This window comes from Anaerotignum propionicum DSM 1682 (assembly GCF_001561955.1).
GTDB classification, from domain to species: domain Bacteria; phylum Bacillota; class Clostridia; order Lachnospirales; family Anaerotignaceae; genus Chakrabartyella; species Chakrabartyella propionicum.
The window spans coordinates 273,338-287,823 of record NZ_CP014223.1 but is presented as its reverse complement, the minus strand read 5'-3'; the positions used below and the strand labels follow the sequence as shown (position 1 = coordinate 287,823).

12 protein-coding genes and 1 riboswitch are annotated in these 14,486 nt (G+C 41.7%); of the genes, 7 read left to right on the top strand and 5 right to left on the bottom strand.

What is annotated here, in order from left to right; genetic code table 11:
- Positions 1-198: 198 nt before the first annotated feature.
- From CPRO_RS01300 to CPRO_RS01290, 3 genes are all read right to left on the bottom strand, one after another.
- Positions 199-987 (bottom strand): divergent polysaccharide deacetylase family protein, encoded by a 789-nt coding sequence (locus CPRO_RS01300; RefSeq protein WP_066046948.1) that lies wholly within the window; start codon positions 985-987, stop codon positions 199-201.
- A 110-nt stretch (positions 988-1,097) separates the two neighbouring features.
- Positions 1,098-2,495, bottom strand: coding sequence for an MATE family efflux transporter (locus tag CPRO_RS01295; protein ID WP_066046946.1), 1,398 nt, complete (start codon positions 2,493-2,495; stop codon positions 1,098-1,100).
- 189 nt (positions 2,496-2,684) lie between these two features.
- Positions 2,685-2,806, bottom strand: a riboswitch (FMN riboswitch).
- A gap of 134 nt (positions 2,807-2,940) precedes the next feature.
- On the bottom strand, positions 2,941-3,429 hold the full coding sequence (locus tag CPRO_RS01290; protein ID WP_143148952.1) for a zinc ribbon domain-containing protein: 489 nt from the start codon (positions 3,427-3,429) through the stop codon (positions 2,941-2,943).
- A 132-nt stretch (positions 3,430-3,561) separates the two neighbouring features.
- On the opposite strand from CPRO_RS01290, the gene CPRO_RS01285 reads away from it, so the two are divergent.
- The 7 genes from CPRO_RS01285 to CPRO_RS01255 all read left to right on the top strand — a co-directional run bounded on the left by CPRO_RS01285 (position 3,562) and on the right by CPRO_RS01255 (position 11,706).
- Positions 3,562-3,744 (top strand): hypothetical protein, encoded by a 183-nt coding sequence (locus tag CPRO_RS01285; RefSeq protein ID WP_066046942.1) that lies wholly within the window; start codon positions 3,562-3,564, stop codon positions 3,742-3,744.
- A 526-nt stretch (positions 3,745-4,270) separates the two neighbouring features.
- A complete protein-coding gene (locus CPRO_RS01280; RefSeq protein ID WP_066046940.1) occupies positions 4,271-4,846 on the top strand; it encodes a xanthine phosphoribosyltransferase in 576 nt (191 codons plus the stop codon).
- Positions 4,847-4,980: 134 nt separating this feature from the next.
- Positions 4,981-6,102 carry a BMP family ABC transporter substrate-binding protein gene (locus tag CPRO_RS01275; RefSeq protein ID WP_066046938.1) on the top strand — a complete coding sequence of 374 codons (1,122 nt, stop codon included), beginning with the start codon at positions 4,981-4,983 and terminating at the stop codon, positions 6,100-6,102.
- A gap of 41 nt (positions 6,103-6,143) precedes the next feature.
- Entirely contained in the window at positions 6,144-7,664 is a 1,521-nt protein-coding gene (locus CPRO_RS01270; protein WP_066046936.1) for an ABC transporter ATP-binding protein, read from the top strand.
- Positions 7,661-8,737, top strand: a complete 1,077-nt coding sequence (locus CPRO_RS01265; protein WP_066046934.1) for an ABC transporter permease — start codon at positions 7,661-7,663, stop codon at positions 8,735-8,737. The genes CPRO_RS01270 and CPRO_RS01265 overlap by 4 nt, the downstream gene beginning before the upstream one ends.
- A gap of 1 nt (position 8,738) precedes the next feature.
- On the top strand, positions 8,739-9,668 hold the full coding sequence (locus CPRO_RS01260; RefSeq protein WP_066046932.1) for an ABC transporter permease: 930 nt from the start codon (positions 8,739-8,741) through the stop codon (positions 9,666-9,668).
- A 391-nt stretch (positions 9,669-10,059) separates the two neighbouring features.
- Positions 10,060-11,706, top strand: coding sequence for a SulP family inorganic anion transporter (locus CPRO_RS01255; protein WP_066046930.1), 1,647 nt, complete (start codon positions 10,060-10,062; stop codon positions 11,704-11,706).
- A gap of 281 nt (positions 11,707-11,987) precedes the next feature.
- On the opposite strand, the gene CPRO_RS01250 is transcribed toward CPRO_RS01255, so the two are convergent.
- Positions 11,988-12,515, bottom strand: a complete 528-nt coding sequence (locus CPRO_RS01250; protein ID WP_066046928.1) for a CDP-alcohol phosphatidyltransferase family protein — start codon at positions 12,513-12,515, stop codon at positions 11,988-11,990.
- A 495-nt stretch (positions 12,516-13,010) separates the two neighbouring features.
- Complete coding sequence (locus tag CPRO_RS01245) at positions 13,011-14,393, bottom strand: TrpB-like pyridoxal phosphate-dependent enzyme (RefSeq protein WP_066046926.1); 1,383 nt, start codon at positions 14,391-14,393, stop codon at positions 13,011-13,013.
- Positions 14,394-14,486 lie beyond the last annotated feature (93 nt).

The following is a 14,486-nucleotide window of genomic DNA, read 5'->3' as shown; positions in this document are numbered from 1 at the left end:
TATATCCTTCTCCGAAAAGAGATATCCTTCCATGCTTTTGTTCTTCTATTATACCATATCCTTGGCAAAAAGAAAAAGTCAAAACCCTTCGCAAAAACCTTTCATATTTGGCAATTTCATGTTTTTTACTTACGCTTTCAATCTCCCTGTGCAGGTAAAATAAATCCGAAGAGTGTCTTGACGCATTTTTTCTAAAAGCTACTCTACCAAGTCTCCTGCTGTAACAAAGGTAATGCCCTCCTTTTCCAATTCGGGGATCAATTCTTCAATGGCACGTTCTGTCACATCCCCACCCTCAGGCCCAACATGGCCGATTGCCAAGGCTTTTCCTTCTTTTAAGGCAATAGCTGCCGCCTTACGCAGGTTTTTCTTTACCGTTTCCACATCATTGGTACCATCTAAAAAAACACTTCTTTTAAAGAACGGTACTCCTTTTTCCGCCGCCAAATCTTTTGCTACACTATTGCAAGTGGTTACGCTATCAATGAAAAATCCATTTTTCTCCTTAACAACATCCAAAACATCCCCCAAGCTTCTGGAGTCCTCTGTAATAGCTGAACCCATATGGTTATTCATACCAACTGCTTCCGGTAAAATAGCATAAGCTTCCTCAACCACAGCCTTAATTTCATCGTCGGTCATGCTCAAAAAAACACCCTTATCCCCAACCCATTCTCGTTTCCCCATCATTGATTCCATGGGCATATGTATAATCACTTCCTTGCCTGCCGCAACTGCTTTTTTCGCATTTTCCCCTGAGTATTCAGAAAAAGGCATTACCGCTGCTGTGAAGGGAATGGACAACGCAAGCATTTTATCTGTACCATTTCCGTTGTATCCAAAATCATCAATTACAATGGCAAGTTTTCCACTTGGCGTCATATTGGCCACCCTGACTGCCTGTCTTTCTGCAGTGATTCTTCCGCCCATAAAACAAAAGGCAAATAGTAATAAATAACATAACCCGCTTTTCCAGCTTTTTTTCATTTTCCTCAGCCTTTCTATGCCGTTTGTTATTTATAAATACACAGGAAATTTGTCCAATATGCCCCATTTTGAGGAACAGAAAGAGAGAAAACCCTTTACATGATCTTCTTTTATGCTTCACCGTTATAATGATCTCTTGCTTCTGCTATATTGCTGATCTTCCTCCAACTGTAAAACTCATAAGAAACCAACGCCATTGCCAATAAAAATGCCAAGGTATCTGCGATAGGTGCGGCATTCAGTGCACCATCCATCCCTCCTCTTTGTGACAGCAGCAGAGCCATGGGAATCAAAAACAGCACTTGTCTGGCCAACGCAACCAAAAGGGCTTTCATGGGCTTGCCTATGGCCTGAAAGAAGGATGCAGTAACCTGGGGTGGACCGTATAAGAAGAAAGCAAGCATATAAGCCCGAAAACAATACTCTGTAAATTCCAAAAACAATGGCTCATCCTGCACAAAAATTTCCGCAATAAATGCACCACCCCAGCGAAAAATTCCAAACCAAACAAAAGAAATAACAAGAGATGCAAAAAAACCAATACGATAGGTTTGACGAACACGGTCAAACTGTTTTGCACCAAAATTAAATCCATGAATGGGCTGTGTCCCCGCTGCAAGTCCTACAAACATTGCATGGGCGATCTGATATAGCTTTGTCATAACTCCATAGGCAGATAGTGCAATTTCACTTCCATAGATAGTGAGCGCCCCATACTTACGCATTAAATTATACATCACAATTTGGGTTGCTGCCGTGGCAGTCTGCATGCAAAAGCTGGGGAAACCCAGTTTAAAAATGCCGAGCACATATTTCCCTTCTAAGGCCATTTTATCTTTGCAAAAACGAATATGCTCCATTCTGGGAATGTACGCTAAAGCAAGGCTTCCCGAAACAAATTGACCAATAATTGTTGCCAAAGCCGCCCCTTTCACTCCCATTTGAAATCCCAAAATGAAAATAGGGTCTAAAATCAAATTAATTGCCGCCCCAAGCATCATGGTGCGCATCATGTAGCGGGGATTACCATCCGCCCGAATCACCGCCGTAAGAGCCATGGTCAAAACAGAAAATGGTATGCCCCATAATAAAATTTTCGTATATTCCGCAGAAATATCCAGAACTGAAGTAGAAGCACCAAAAAATAACAGCAGCGGTTTTAAAAATACCATTCCAACAATAGAAACGCCAATCCCCGCCAAAAAAAGCAAGAGCAGACCATTGGCAAAAAACCGCTCTACCGCTTCTTCTTCCTTACGCCCCAAGGCAAGGCTGATATTTGCTGCACACCCATCACCAATCATCAAGGCCAATGCCGCAGTCAGAATAAACAGGGGAAATGCAACGTTTGTTGCCGCCACACCATCAATCCCCACAGCATGCCCAATAAAAATTTGATCTACAATATTATATAAGCTGTTTACAATTAAAGTCAGTGCTGTGGGAACGGAGAATTGAACCAAAAGCTTCCCAATTTTTTCTGTCCCCAGTTTATTTTCCTGTGCCATACCAACGCCCCCTTGAAAAAACAGCATACAAAACATGCAACCCTAAATAGTATCAAATTGACATCTGTACCATAAATATAAATATTTTCGTTTTAAAAATAAAAAGCATCCTGCCCAATTTGGGGTAGAATGCTTTTTCCCATCAATTTTTTCGCAGAAAAAGGCACCCCACCACCGTGAGTGTTCAGTAACCTTCTTCTCTCATCCAGACTGACTGTCGGCTTCGCATTTCAACGAATCATGCCTTGGCCTTTGCCTTAGCTCGCGGGCTTTTACCGCCGGTATGGTATCTCCCATTTCCGAAGAATTGTTTTATTTATTATAGTATACGATACATCCTAATAAATAATGGCATTTCCTTCTGTCAAGCTGATATTTTTATAAAGAGTCTATACTCTTCCTTCTATACTGATGGTATCACAGGAAAAAAGTCAAGTCAACGAAATCATCCTTTAATCTCGGCACCACAGAACATACAAAACCGTTGCCCTGCTTTTACACCACCGCCGCAATTGGGACAAAATTGAGGCCATTCCGTGGTTTTTTCAAGATTTTCATTTGAAACAGTTTCAGTCTTACCTTGAGTTGTTTCTTCTATAGATTGTTCTGCCTTTTCATCCTGTACTACTTTGGCTTTTGCCCGGTCATCCTGAATAATTTCCCTTTCGCTCTTTACTTTGTCAATATCCAGCATAAACTGACGTATCCGATCCTGACTGGTGACAACCTTATCACAAATCAGCATTGCCTCCTCGTCTAGCTTTTCGCCTACGGCAAATTTTGCCCAATAATACTCACCCAGCTCTCTTTGATAGCACTGAATGTTTCCCTTCTCAATGGCAATTTCACCATTCAAACGATTAATCTCTAGGCTGTCTCCGGCTTTTTCCGTCAAGCTTCTGGCAGCTTCACCTAATTTATCGAAAAAATCCATATTTCTTGCTCCTTCCCCAATATTTAACACGTTGTACTCCTAATTTTTATTATAGGTATTATGAGTCAAAAATCAATTCTCACTGCATCTTTTTTCGTATTTTTTCACATAATGAACTTAGGAGGTGAAAGCATGAAAATTTTTCAGGATATTTCAACCCTTAAGCCCGAACTGGCTAAGGAAATTGCCCATAACGACTCGGATATGAAGCGCTTTTATACCCTAACCACTGAAGAGCGTCAAGATATACTTGGTCGTATCAGCGAGCACAACTCTCTTCGTGAGCTGGAAAAAGCAAATGGGGAAAGAGAATAATGCTTTTTAAGGAAAGGGATTTATTTTCCGTACCGCCTACCTTTGGGTGCCGAAAAATTCGGCACCCTTTCAAAGAAAATGGCTTTTGCCTCTCATTATGTTCCTACTTCTGTTTTCTATTCTTTCCCTCTGTCCTAAAATAGCAATTATAATTTAAAAATAAATTTTAGATTGCCAATTTTAAAATTTCTTCCCAAGTTATCATAATTTTCTATTTTTCCCTACCTATTTCCTTTTCATTTCTTTCGAAAACATTAATATATCTTTACAGAAAATTTACATATCTACAAAAAAATACACACGGCTCAGTTGCTTTATGAAAAAAAAATTTTTTCTTTCATAACTTTTTTCCAAAGGTTTATACATTTCATGTCTCTTTTTCGCTTATTTTCCTACCAAGGCTATGCATCGCAACAAAATATTATACAATTCGGCTTTATCCTATTTACATCGTCAGAGTCCCACCGTATAATTAAAATACCTTTTTAAGCATCGAGTTTTCAGTAATAAGAGGGAGCCATTAATCATGGAATTGTTAAAACGCAGAATTATCAACGACGGAACAGAAATAGGCACGGAGATCGTTAAGGTGGATTCTTTTTTGAATCACCAGTTGGATATTGGCTTATTTATGGCATTAGGCAAAGAGATTTATCGCCGCTTCGGGAACATGGGAATCAACAAAATTCTCACCATTGAAGCCTCCGGTATTGGCATTGCCGCCATAGCAGCCATTTATTTCGATCTAGTGCCTGTTGTTTTTGCAAAAAAAGCTCAACCCAGCACAATGAATGAGGACTTCTACGGTGCACCCGTAAAATCTTTTACAAAGGGCACTGTTTCCATTGCCAAGGTTTCTAAGCAATACTTGAGTAAGGATGACAAAGTTCTTATCATTGATGATTTTCTTGCCCATGGCGAAGCAGCTGCAGGTCTTGCAAACCTTGTTGAGCAAGCAGGCGGAACGGTATGCGGCATCGCAGCAATTGTGGAAAAGGAATTTCAAGGTGGGAGTAAAAAGCTAAGGGATTTGGGTTATTACGTTGACTCCCTAGCTGTCATTACAAACATTGAGGACGGAAAAATCTATTTTAAAGATTAATACGTCCTTCTTTATGTGATTTCAATCAATACGCTTTTTTATTTTCTGGTTATTTCGCCTTCAAAAAAAAGGGGAGGGCGTTTAACATACCTGTCACTATTTTAAAATGATGTTAAAAGAAAAGGAGAGGAACCATGAAAAAGTTAACAAAATTTTTGGCGTTGACGTTGGCAGTAGCAATGTCCATGACAGCTCTGGTTGGCTGTGGTGGTAATACCAAACCCGCAGAGAACGCAGAGGCTCCAGCAGCAGAGGCAACAAAGGTAGGCTTTATCTACATCGGCTCCCAGAATGACGGTGGCTATTCTCAGGCACAGCATAACGGTACAAAGGCTGTACAGGAATACTTTGGCGATAAGGTAGAAACCATTATTGCTGAAAACGTATCTGAAGAAAAGCAAACTGTTAAAACCACAGCAATGAATATGATTGACCAAGGCGCTACCATTATCATTGGTACAAGCTTCGGCTTCATGGATGCTTTGGATGAATTGGCAACAGAATATCCTGATGTAACCTTCTTGCATTTCTCCGGCAACAAAATGAACGACAAAAACTTTGGCAACTACTTCGGTGCCATGGAAGAACCTAGATACCTGACCGGTATGATTGCGGGTATGATGACAAAAACAAATAAGCTGGGCTATGTTGCAGCTTTCCCTTATACAGAAGTACACATTGGTATTGATGCCTTCGCATTGGGCGCACAGAGCGTAAACCCCGACGCAGAGGTTAAGGTTGTTTACACCAATAGCTGGGGCGATCCCGCTGGTGAAAAAGCAGCCGCAGAATCCTTGTTGGCTCAGGATTGCGATATTATCACACAGCATGCTGACTCCGCAGGCCCTCAGCTGGCAGCAGAAGCAGCTGGCAAGCTTGCAATCGGCTATAACTTGGATAACTCTGAAATCGTTCCCGGTGCTTTCTTAACAGCTCCCGTTTGGCACCACGATAAATATTTGGTACCTACTATTGAAAAAATCATTGCTGGTACCTATGTTCCCGAATCTTACTACGGTACAATGAAAGACGGCTATGTTGGCCTTGCACCTATGACAGATTTGGTACCTCCTGAAGTTCAGGCTAAGGTAAACGAAGTTGCAGCAAAAATGGAAGCTGGCGAATACCCAGTATTCGTTGGACCTATCTATGATACAAAGGGAAATGTACTGGTTAAAGAAGGCGAAACTCTTGACAGAGCAGGCATTTGGACAGTAATGCAGAGCTTAGTAAAAGGCGTTTCCGCTGTAAACTAAGAAATCAGTACTTCCTTTAGAAAATACTAGGAGAAAAAAATATGGAACCCGTAAAAGCAATCGAAATGAAAGGCATTTCCAAGGCTTTTGGGTCCGTTAAGGCGAACGAAAACGTGAATCTCACTGTATATAACGGTGAGATTCATGCGCTATTAGGAGAAAACGGTGCCGGAAAAAGTACCCTTATGAGTATGCTTTCCGGCATCTATACTCCCGATAGCGGCTCCATTTCTATTCTGGGTAAAGAAGTGGATTTTTCCTCCCCCAAGGACTCCATCGCTTTGGGCATTGGTATGATTCATCAGCACTTTAAGCTGGTGGAGGTTATGACGGCAAAGGAAAATATGGTCATGGGGAGCAAAGGCATCGCCTTGCGTGGTAAACAGCTCACCAAAGAGATGCAAACCATTTGTGACCAATATGGACTGGATATTAAGCCGGATAAAAAAGTTTATGAAATGTCTGTAGGTGAAAAACAGACGCTGGAAATCATAAAGGTGTTGTACCGTGGTGCAAAAATCCTCATCTTGGACGAGCCTACCGCAGTTCTAACCCCTCAGGAGATCAAGCGTCTTTTTGCCATTTTAAGAAACATGAAGGAACAAGGCTGTGCTGTGGTTATCATAACCCATAAGCTGAACGAAGTTATGGAAATTTCCGATCGTATCACTGTTTTGCGTCGTGGTCAGTCCATCGAAACCGTAGAAACCAAGGATGTGGAAGTAAATCGTCTGATTGAAATGATGGTTGGTAAAAAGGTAGACTTGGAGCTGGAAAAACCCCATTGCACCCAAGAAAATCCCTTGCTTAAGGTAGACGGTCTTCACGTTTCCACCAAGGAAAACAAGCATGCTTTGGAAGATATTACCTTCGACCTATTTGCAGGTGAAATTTTAGGTATTGCAGGCGTAGCCGGTAGTGGTCAAAAGGAAATCTGCGAGACCATTGCAGGGCTTCTTCCTGCAGAAAAGGGACGTATTTTCTTCGAAAACGCCAATATTTTAGGAAAAAGTCCTAGAGACATTATCCGCTTGGGCATCCGCATGGGCTTTATCCCCGAGGATCGTTTGGGTATGGGCTTGGTAGGCTCTATGGATATGGTGCATAACATGATTTTACGTGATTATCCCAATCAGCCAGGCTTCTTCCTTCATAGAAAAGAAAGTACAAAAAAAGCAGAACGATTGGTGGAACAACTGGAAATTTTGACTCCCGGTGTTCACCACCCCATCAAAAAGCTTTCCGGTGGTAATATCCAAAAGATTCTTTTGGGTCGAGAAATTGACTCCAATCCAAAGGTTTTGATTACCGCTTATCCTGCCAGAGGGTTGGATATCGGTGCGTCTTATAAGATTTATGATTTATTGAACGAGCAAAAGAAAAAGGGTGTCGGCGTGCTGTTCATCGGCGAAGATTTAGACGTTTTGATGGCCCTTTGCGATAGAATTATGGTATTTTGCGGTGGTAAAATGACAGGTATCGTTAACCCCGAAGAAATTACGAAAGAAGACATCGGCCTTTTAATGGCAGGCGGCGCATTGGAAAAGGAGGTAAAATCATGATTCCCTTGAAAATCACAAAACGAGATGATTTGCCCCGTAATAAAGCAATACTGATTCGCACCCTGTCTGTGGCTCTTTCCATTGTATTTGCAGGATTTATTATTGCCCTTTTGGGCTATAACCCCATAACAATCTTTACCTCTATGGTAAAAGGTGCCTTGGGTACTCCAATCCGTATTCAGCAAACTACCCTAAAGGCAATTCCTTTGGTCATAACCTCCTTAGGTATTTTGGTTGCCTTCAAAATGAAATTTTGGAATATCGGTGGTGAGGGTCAAATTATGATGGGTGCCTTTGCGGCTTCTGCCGTTGCACTGAATTTTGACCTTCCCAGACCTTTGATGCTTTTATCCATGGGTGTTGCGGCAATGGTGATGGGCGGCCTTTGGGCTTTCATTCCCGCATTCTTTAAGGCTAAAATGGGCACAAACGAAACCATTTTCACTTTAATGCTGAACTATCTGGCAATTAAATTTGTCACCTATTTGCAGTATGGCCCTTGGAAGGATCCTGCTTCTCAAGGCTTTCCCAAAATTGCAACTTTCTCTAATGATGCCATCCTCCCCTCCATTGGCGGGGTGCATATGGGATGGATCATTGCCTTGATATTAGTGGTTTTGGTCTATGTTTTCTTGAACCACACGAAAAAAGGCTATGAAATCTCCGTCGTTGGAGAAAGCATTGAAACTGCCCGCTATGCTGGCATGAATATCTCCTCCGTTATCATTATCTCTATGCTGCTTTCCGGTGGTCTTTGCGGTTTAACAGGTATGATTCAGGCATCAGCAGTTGAGAAAACACTGTCTGCTTCCCTTTCCGCTAATTACGGCTTTACAGCGATCATTACAACTTGGCTTGCTGGCTTAAATGCCATTGCCACACTATTTGTCTGTATCGCCTTTGCCATATTGGTGCAGGGAGGAAACTATATTCAAATCTCCATGCAGGTTCCTGCCTCCGTTGCAGATATGATTCAGGCAATTATTCTGTTCTTCGTATTGGGCAGTGAATTTTTCCTGCAATATAAAGTGCAGTTCCATAAATATATAAAAGTAAAAAAGGAGGCGAAATAAGATGTTAGTTGGTTTTCTTTCCGCTGCAATCATAGCGGGTACCCCTCTTCTTTTCGCCACCTTAGGCGAAATTTTCTCCGAAAAGGCAGGCCATCTAAACCTTGGTGTAGAGGGTATGATGTATATGGGTGCTATCGTCGGGTTTATTGTTGGCTTGAATACCCATAATCCTTTACTTGCCATGATGGGCGCAGTTTTATCCGGGGGAATCGGTGCTTTGCTTTACGCCTTTCTAACCGTATCCCTTCGGGTGAATCAAACGGTTTGCGGCTTGACTCTGACTATTTTCGGTGAAGGCTTTGCCAGTTTCTTAGGACAGAGAGTGATGGGCTCCATCGTTCCCGGGGATATCAAAAGCTTTTTTGCGGCAAGACCAATTCCCGGTCTATCCTCTATTCCTTATATTGGAGAAATTTTATTTAAACAAGATATTTTTGTTTACTTTGGTTACATTACCATCATCGCCGCAACCTACTATCTATTCCGCACCAAAAAAGGCTTAAACCTTCGGGCTGTGGGAGAAAGTGCGGCGGCGGCGGATGCCTCAGGCATTAACGTAACCCTTTATAAATACGTTCACATCCTTTTGGGCGGCGCTTTGTGCGGTTTAGGCGGTGCTTATATGTCTCTGGTGACGGTTCCCGTTTGGCAGGAGCATATTATCTCCGGACGTGGTTGGATTGCTGTTGCGTTGGTAATTTTCGCTTCTTGGAACCCAGTCAAGGCAATGCTTGGCGCATTCTTGTTCGGCGGTTTATCCATTTTGGGTTTCCGCTTGCAGAGCATGGGAATCCAGATTTCTCAATACTTGATTGACATGCTTCCCTATGCGGCAACCATTATCATTGTAATTATCAGTACAAGAAAAAATAAAAAAGAAGATTTGCCTCCTGCTGATTTAACCAATCCCTATTTCAGAGAGGAACGTTAAAAAATAATAAATCTGCCTGTTTCCCTGATTCTGCATCGAGGAAGCAGGCTTTTTTATTCCCCTCACCTAATAAAAAATTTACACGCACATGTAGTAAGTTACTTATTGTCTGACCCCAAAAGATAATAATTTTTTATTGTTCTCCCCCCATAATGAACACCCGTTTCGTCCACCTTCCACAAAAGCAAGCAGTATTTTTATATCAATCAGCCCTTCCTTTTAAACACTGCACAATACAAATAATCTTGCACAAAAAACCCACTATAATTCTACCTAAAATCCCTGTTTTTACTGTTGAGAAAGAGAATCTGCTTTGTTATGATAAGCGGGTGCGACTTTCTAAGTTAATTTTAATAATACAGTTTTTTGTGATTCGAGAGGGGATAATTTCATGCTGGGCAGTTTTGGGGACAGCTTAAAACAAGAGTTCAAAGGATATAACGCATCCAAATTAACACAGGATTTGATGGCGGGTCTTACCGTTGCGGCAGTTGCCTTGCCGTTGGCTCTGGCCTTCGGTGTCAGCAGTGGTGCTGACGCGGCGGCAGGCTTAATCACTGCTATTATTGCAGGCTTGGTTATGAGCGGCTTATCTGGGGGATATTATCAAATTTCAGGGCCTACGGGTGCCATGGCTGCAATCCTTATGTCTTTGGTGGCCACTTATGGCCTAAATGGGGTTTATATTGCAACGCTCATTGCGGGTATTTTATTGCTTCTTTCTGGCATCTTACGCTTGGGTAAGCTAACGGCATTTATCCCCGCCCCTGTGATTACAGGCTTCACCTCGGGTATTGCTGTTATCATTGCCCTAGGACAAATTGATAATTTTTTTGGTACCCATTCACAGGGAACCTCAGCAATTTCAAAACTATTCAGTTACGCCCACTTAGGCTTTTCTCCAAATTTAACCGCAGTGCTTTTGGGCGCTTTTGTTGTGTTGTTTATGGTTTTCTTTCCAAAAAAATGGAGTGCAGTTATTCCTGCCTCCCTTTTGAGCATTATTCTTGCTACAGCAGCCTCTTTGTTCCTACAGCTGGATGTTGCCGTAGTTGGAGAAATCCCAAAAACACTCATCCCTGAAAGTCGTCTGACCTTGTCGGCTTTAAACATAAAAACCTTAGGCGAATTAGTAACCCCAGCCTTTAGTATTGCAATTTTAGGCATGATTGAAAGCCTTTTATGCGGTGCCAGTGCAGGCAGAATGACAGGGGTTCGCCTAAATAGCAATCAAGAGCTGATTGCCCAAGGTGTTGGTAATATACTTTTGCCATTTTTCGGCGGCATCCCTGCCACAGCGGCTATTGCCCGTACCAGTGTCGCAGTAAAATCAGGAGCACAAACCCGCTTAGTGGGTATCTTTCATGCCGTAGGGCTTTTGATTTCCATGTTTCTTCTGGCTCCTATCATGTCTCAAATTCCGCTTGCCGCCTTGGCAGGAGTATTGATGGTTACGGCATGGCGTATGAATGAATGGGAATCTATCCATTATATTTTCTCCCATAAATTTAAAGGAGCTATGCTGGAATTTGTGGCAACCATGGCAGCAACCATTGTGTTTGACCTGACCATTGCAATTTTGGTTGGTGTTGTAATTGGCTTGGTGTTCCTTGTAACACGTCTTTCCTTTATCGAAATTAATTATGAAGATGTTGATATGAGCCGCATGAACGTAACTGACCCCGTTCTTTGTGAACGCTACAGCAACGCGAAAGTGGTTTATATCACAGGCCCCATGATTTTTGCAAATACCCAAGCTATTTCTGATATTGCAGAAAAGGTTAAGGGTGCTGATACCGTGCTGTTCTCCATGCGTGGTGTCTCCAATATTGATATATCCTGCGCTCAAGTTTTGCGAGAGCTGATTGAAGGTCTGCGCAGTCAAGGAGTTGATGTTGCCCTTTGCGGCCTTCCCACCCACACCATGAAGATGATGCAGAGAACAGATTTAAAGGAAATCATCGGTGAAGAGAACTTTTATTGGAGCGTAGAGCGGGTGCTTCTGACAAACCGTGCAAAAGGAAAATTTGCTGCTTGAAACCTGATTACATAAACTCACTAAGTTGAATTTTTCGGACAAAAACGAAAAAACACAACAATTCCAAACCATAAAACGCTTAAAAAAGCCTGGTGCTTAGATTTGCAAAACAAATCCCTAAATAGCAACAGGCTTTTATTATTTTGAATATAGTCCTTTTTGAAACAAGCCATAGATAAACCCAAGTTTATAAGGTTTGATTCAATGATGAAAAAAATTAAGTCCATTCAGGGACAAATTTATCTTCCAATGTTCCTTAAATTAGCAATTTCCTAGTTTATTTAAAAAAACAAACCTTTCCTATCCCGCTGTAACGCTTTTGCAAAGATATTAATACACAACTCCTCCAAGGCCGCAATCGTGGCAAGCCCACAGAGTAAGGATGCAGTAATGGTTATTCCCCAATAAGCATACATTAGCGGGAAACAAAACAATACTCCTCCCGCCGCCTTATTCAGATATGTATGTAAAAATGCCAACCCACGATACCGAAAAACCCCTATCACAAAGGTAATCCCCTTAAGAATAAAAATCCCACAAACCCAAAACAACACCCACCGAGGCACAGCTATTTTAGGAAGCAAGGTAAATAGCGCGACAAAAACAAAAATGCAATCGGCAATACTATCTAACGTAGCTCCTGATGCCGAAGACAAGCCAAGCCTTCGTGCCAAAAATCCGTCTAAGATGTCACTTAAGCCACAAAAAAGATAAAGAGCAAAAAATGAACCTGTAAACGGTTCTGTTATGAGCAGAAAAAATGAAGCAAAAATTCTTGAAACTGTGATACTATTTGGTAAAAACCTCATTTTTCCACCTCGAAACAATTAGAATAGCTTTAGCCTAGCATAAATTTTCTATTACCACAAGAGAAAGGAATTTTCAGAGATAGCGAAAAAATAGAATTCTCCAAATAATAATTTCTTTTCTTAATATTTTAGTTTTCTTATTAGAGAGACCCCTTCTATTTTTACAATTGATACTTTTATTAAAATCACATTTGATTCGAGAACAAAACCCACAGCTTGCTATAGCCAAAGCCCTCTACATACAAGGGAAAGTTCCTGAACAAAGGATTTTCATATGTAATCCCCAATGTGCTCTGCACATAAGAAAAAAGTCTAGTATCTATCCTATTTCATCTCAAAAAACCACCACTTTGTCCTCTGCTGCATATTGATCCTTTGTATATTTAAAATCTTTTTTTTATGGGCTGTCAATTCAATATACACTCTGATTCAATGGCTTTCCAGAAAAAACGTAAGTACCTCCCAAAATAGAAAGTACTTACGAAAACAAACTGCTTATTGATTTTGAGGGATATTAGGAATTCCTGCAAATCCTTGCTCTAAATCCTCATCCGTGGGAATGTAATCATTCATTATGCCATCATTGAATTTTTCATAAGCAAGCATATCAAAATAACCTGTGCCAGTTAGTCCAAAGAGAATTGTTTTTTCTTCTCCTTTCTCTTTGCAATGTAGGGCCTCGTCCATTGCCACACGAATTGCATGGGCACTCTCTGGTGCGGGCAAAATTCCCTCGACTCTGGCGAACATCTCCGCCGCTTCAAACACGGCCGTTTGCTCTACAGAACGGGCTTCCATGAGGCCTTGATGGAATAATTCCGACACAACAGGGCTCATGCCATGATAACGCAGTCCCCCCGCATGGTTTGCAGAGGGAATAAACCCACTACCTAAGGTGTACATCTTTGCTAAGGGTGTTACCATACCTGTATCACAGAAATCATATACATATTTTCCCCTTGTTAAACTGGGGCAAGATGCAGGCTCTACAGCGATAAAGCGATAGTCCCGCTCTCCTCTGAGCATTTCACCCATGAAAGGAGAAATCAATCCACCTAGGTTGGAACCGCCCCCTGCACAGCCAATAATCACATCAGCAATCACGCCGTATTTATCCATAGCGGCCTTTGCTTCAAGCCCAATCACTGACTGATGCAACAAAACCTGATTTAATACACTTCCCAAAACATAGCGATATCCTTCCCTTGACACTGCAGACTCAACGGCTTCGGAAATGGCACAGCCTAAACTACCTGTGGTATCTGGATGCTCTGCCAAAATCTTTTTACCAACCTCCGTAGTCATGGACGGAGAGGGTGTTACCTTTGCACCATATGTACGCATTACCTCTCTGCGGAAGGGCTTTTGCTCATAGGATACCTTAACCATATATACATCACAGTCCAAACCAAAGTATGCACAAGCCATAGATAAAGCTGTGCCCCATTGCCCTGCACCTGTCTCTGTAGTCACACCTGTAAGCCCCTGTTTCTTTGCATAATACGCCTGGGCGATGGCAGAGTTTAGCTTATGACTGCCACTGGTATTATTTCCTTCAAATTTATAATAAATCTTCGCAGGTGTTTGCAGTTTTTCCTCCAAGCGATAAGCACGTACCAAGGGAGATGGACGGTACATTCTATAATAATCTTGAATCTCCTGAGGGATATCAATATAGGCATTGGTGTTATCCAATTCCTGCTCTACCAGCTCTCTACAGAAAACAGGTGCCAGTTCTTCTACTGTCATAGGCTCTAGGGTTGCGGGGTTTAAAAGAGGTGCGGGCTTTTTCTTCATATCCGCCCGCACATTATACCATTGCTTTGGCATCTCCTGCTCATCCAAATAAATTTTGTAAGGAATCTCATTTTTTTTCATTCTGTTTTCTCCTCTCATTTCGGTGATGGTTTTTATTAGTTGGGAGAAGTGGTTTTTCTGCAATAAAAAAGCTCCTGTCCCAACAAATTTCTT

Coding starts and splice junctions, on each gene's coding strand:
- CPRO_RS01250 (WP_066046928.1), bottom strand. CDS start 12,515: ATGAGGTTTTTACCAAATAGTATCACAGTTTCAAGAATTTTTGCTTCA.
- CPRO_RS01285 (WP_066046942.1), top strand. CDS start 3,562: ATGAAAATTTTTCAGGATATTTCAACCCTTAAGCCCGAACTGGCTAAG.
- CPRO_RS01275 (WP_066046938.1), top strand. CDS start 4,981: ATGAAAAAGTTAACAAAATTTTTGGCGTTGACGTTGGCAGTAGCAATG.
- CPRO_RS01245 (WP_066046926.1), bottom strand. CDS start 14,393: ATGAAAAAAAATGAGATTCCTTACAAAATTTATTTGGATGAGCAGGAG.
- CPRO_RS01260 (WP_066046932.1), top strand. CDS start 8,739: ATGTTAGTTGGTTTTCTTTCCGCTGCAATCATAGCGGGTACCCCTCTT.
- CPRO_RS01270 (WP_066046936.1), top strand. CDS start 6,144: ATGGAACCCGTAAAAGCAATCGAAATGAAAGGCATTTCCAAGGCTTTT.
- CPRO_RS01280 (WP_066046940.1), top strand. CDS start 4,271: ATGGAATTGTTAAAACGCAGAATTATCAACGACGGAACAGAAATAGGC.
- CPRO_RS01300 (WP_066046948.1), bottom strand. CDS start 987: ATGAAAAAAAGCTGGAAAAGCGGGTTATGTTATTTATTACTATTTGCC.
- CPRO_RS01290 (WP_143148952.1), bottom strand. CDS start 3,429: ATGGATTTTTTCGATAAATTAGGTGAAGCTGCCAGAAGCTTGACGGAA.
- CPRO_RS01295 (WP_066046946.1), bottom strand. CDS start 2,495: ATGGCACAGGAAAATAAACTGGGGACAGAAAAAATTGGGAAGCTTTTG.
- CPRO_RS01265 (WP_066046934.1), top strand. CDS start 7,661: ATGATTCCCTTGAAAATCACAAAACGAGATGATTTGCCCCGTAATAAA.
- CPRO_RS01255 (WP_066046930.1), top strand. CDS start 10,060: ATGCTGGGCAGTTTTGGGGACAGCTTAAAACAAGAGTTCAAAGGATAT.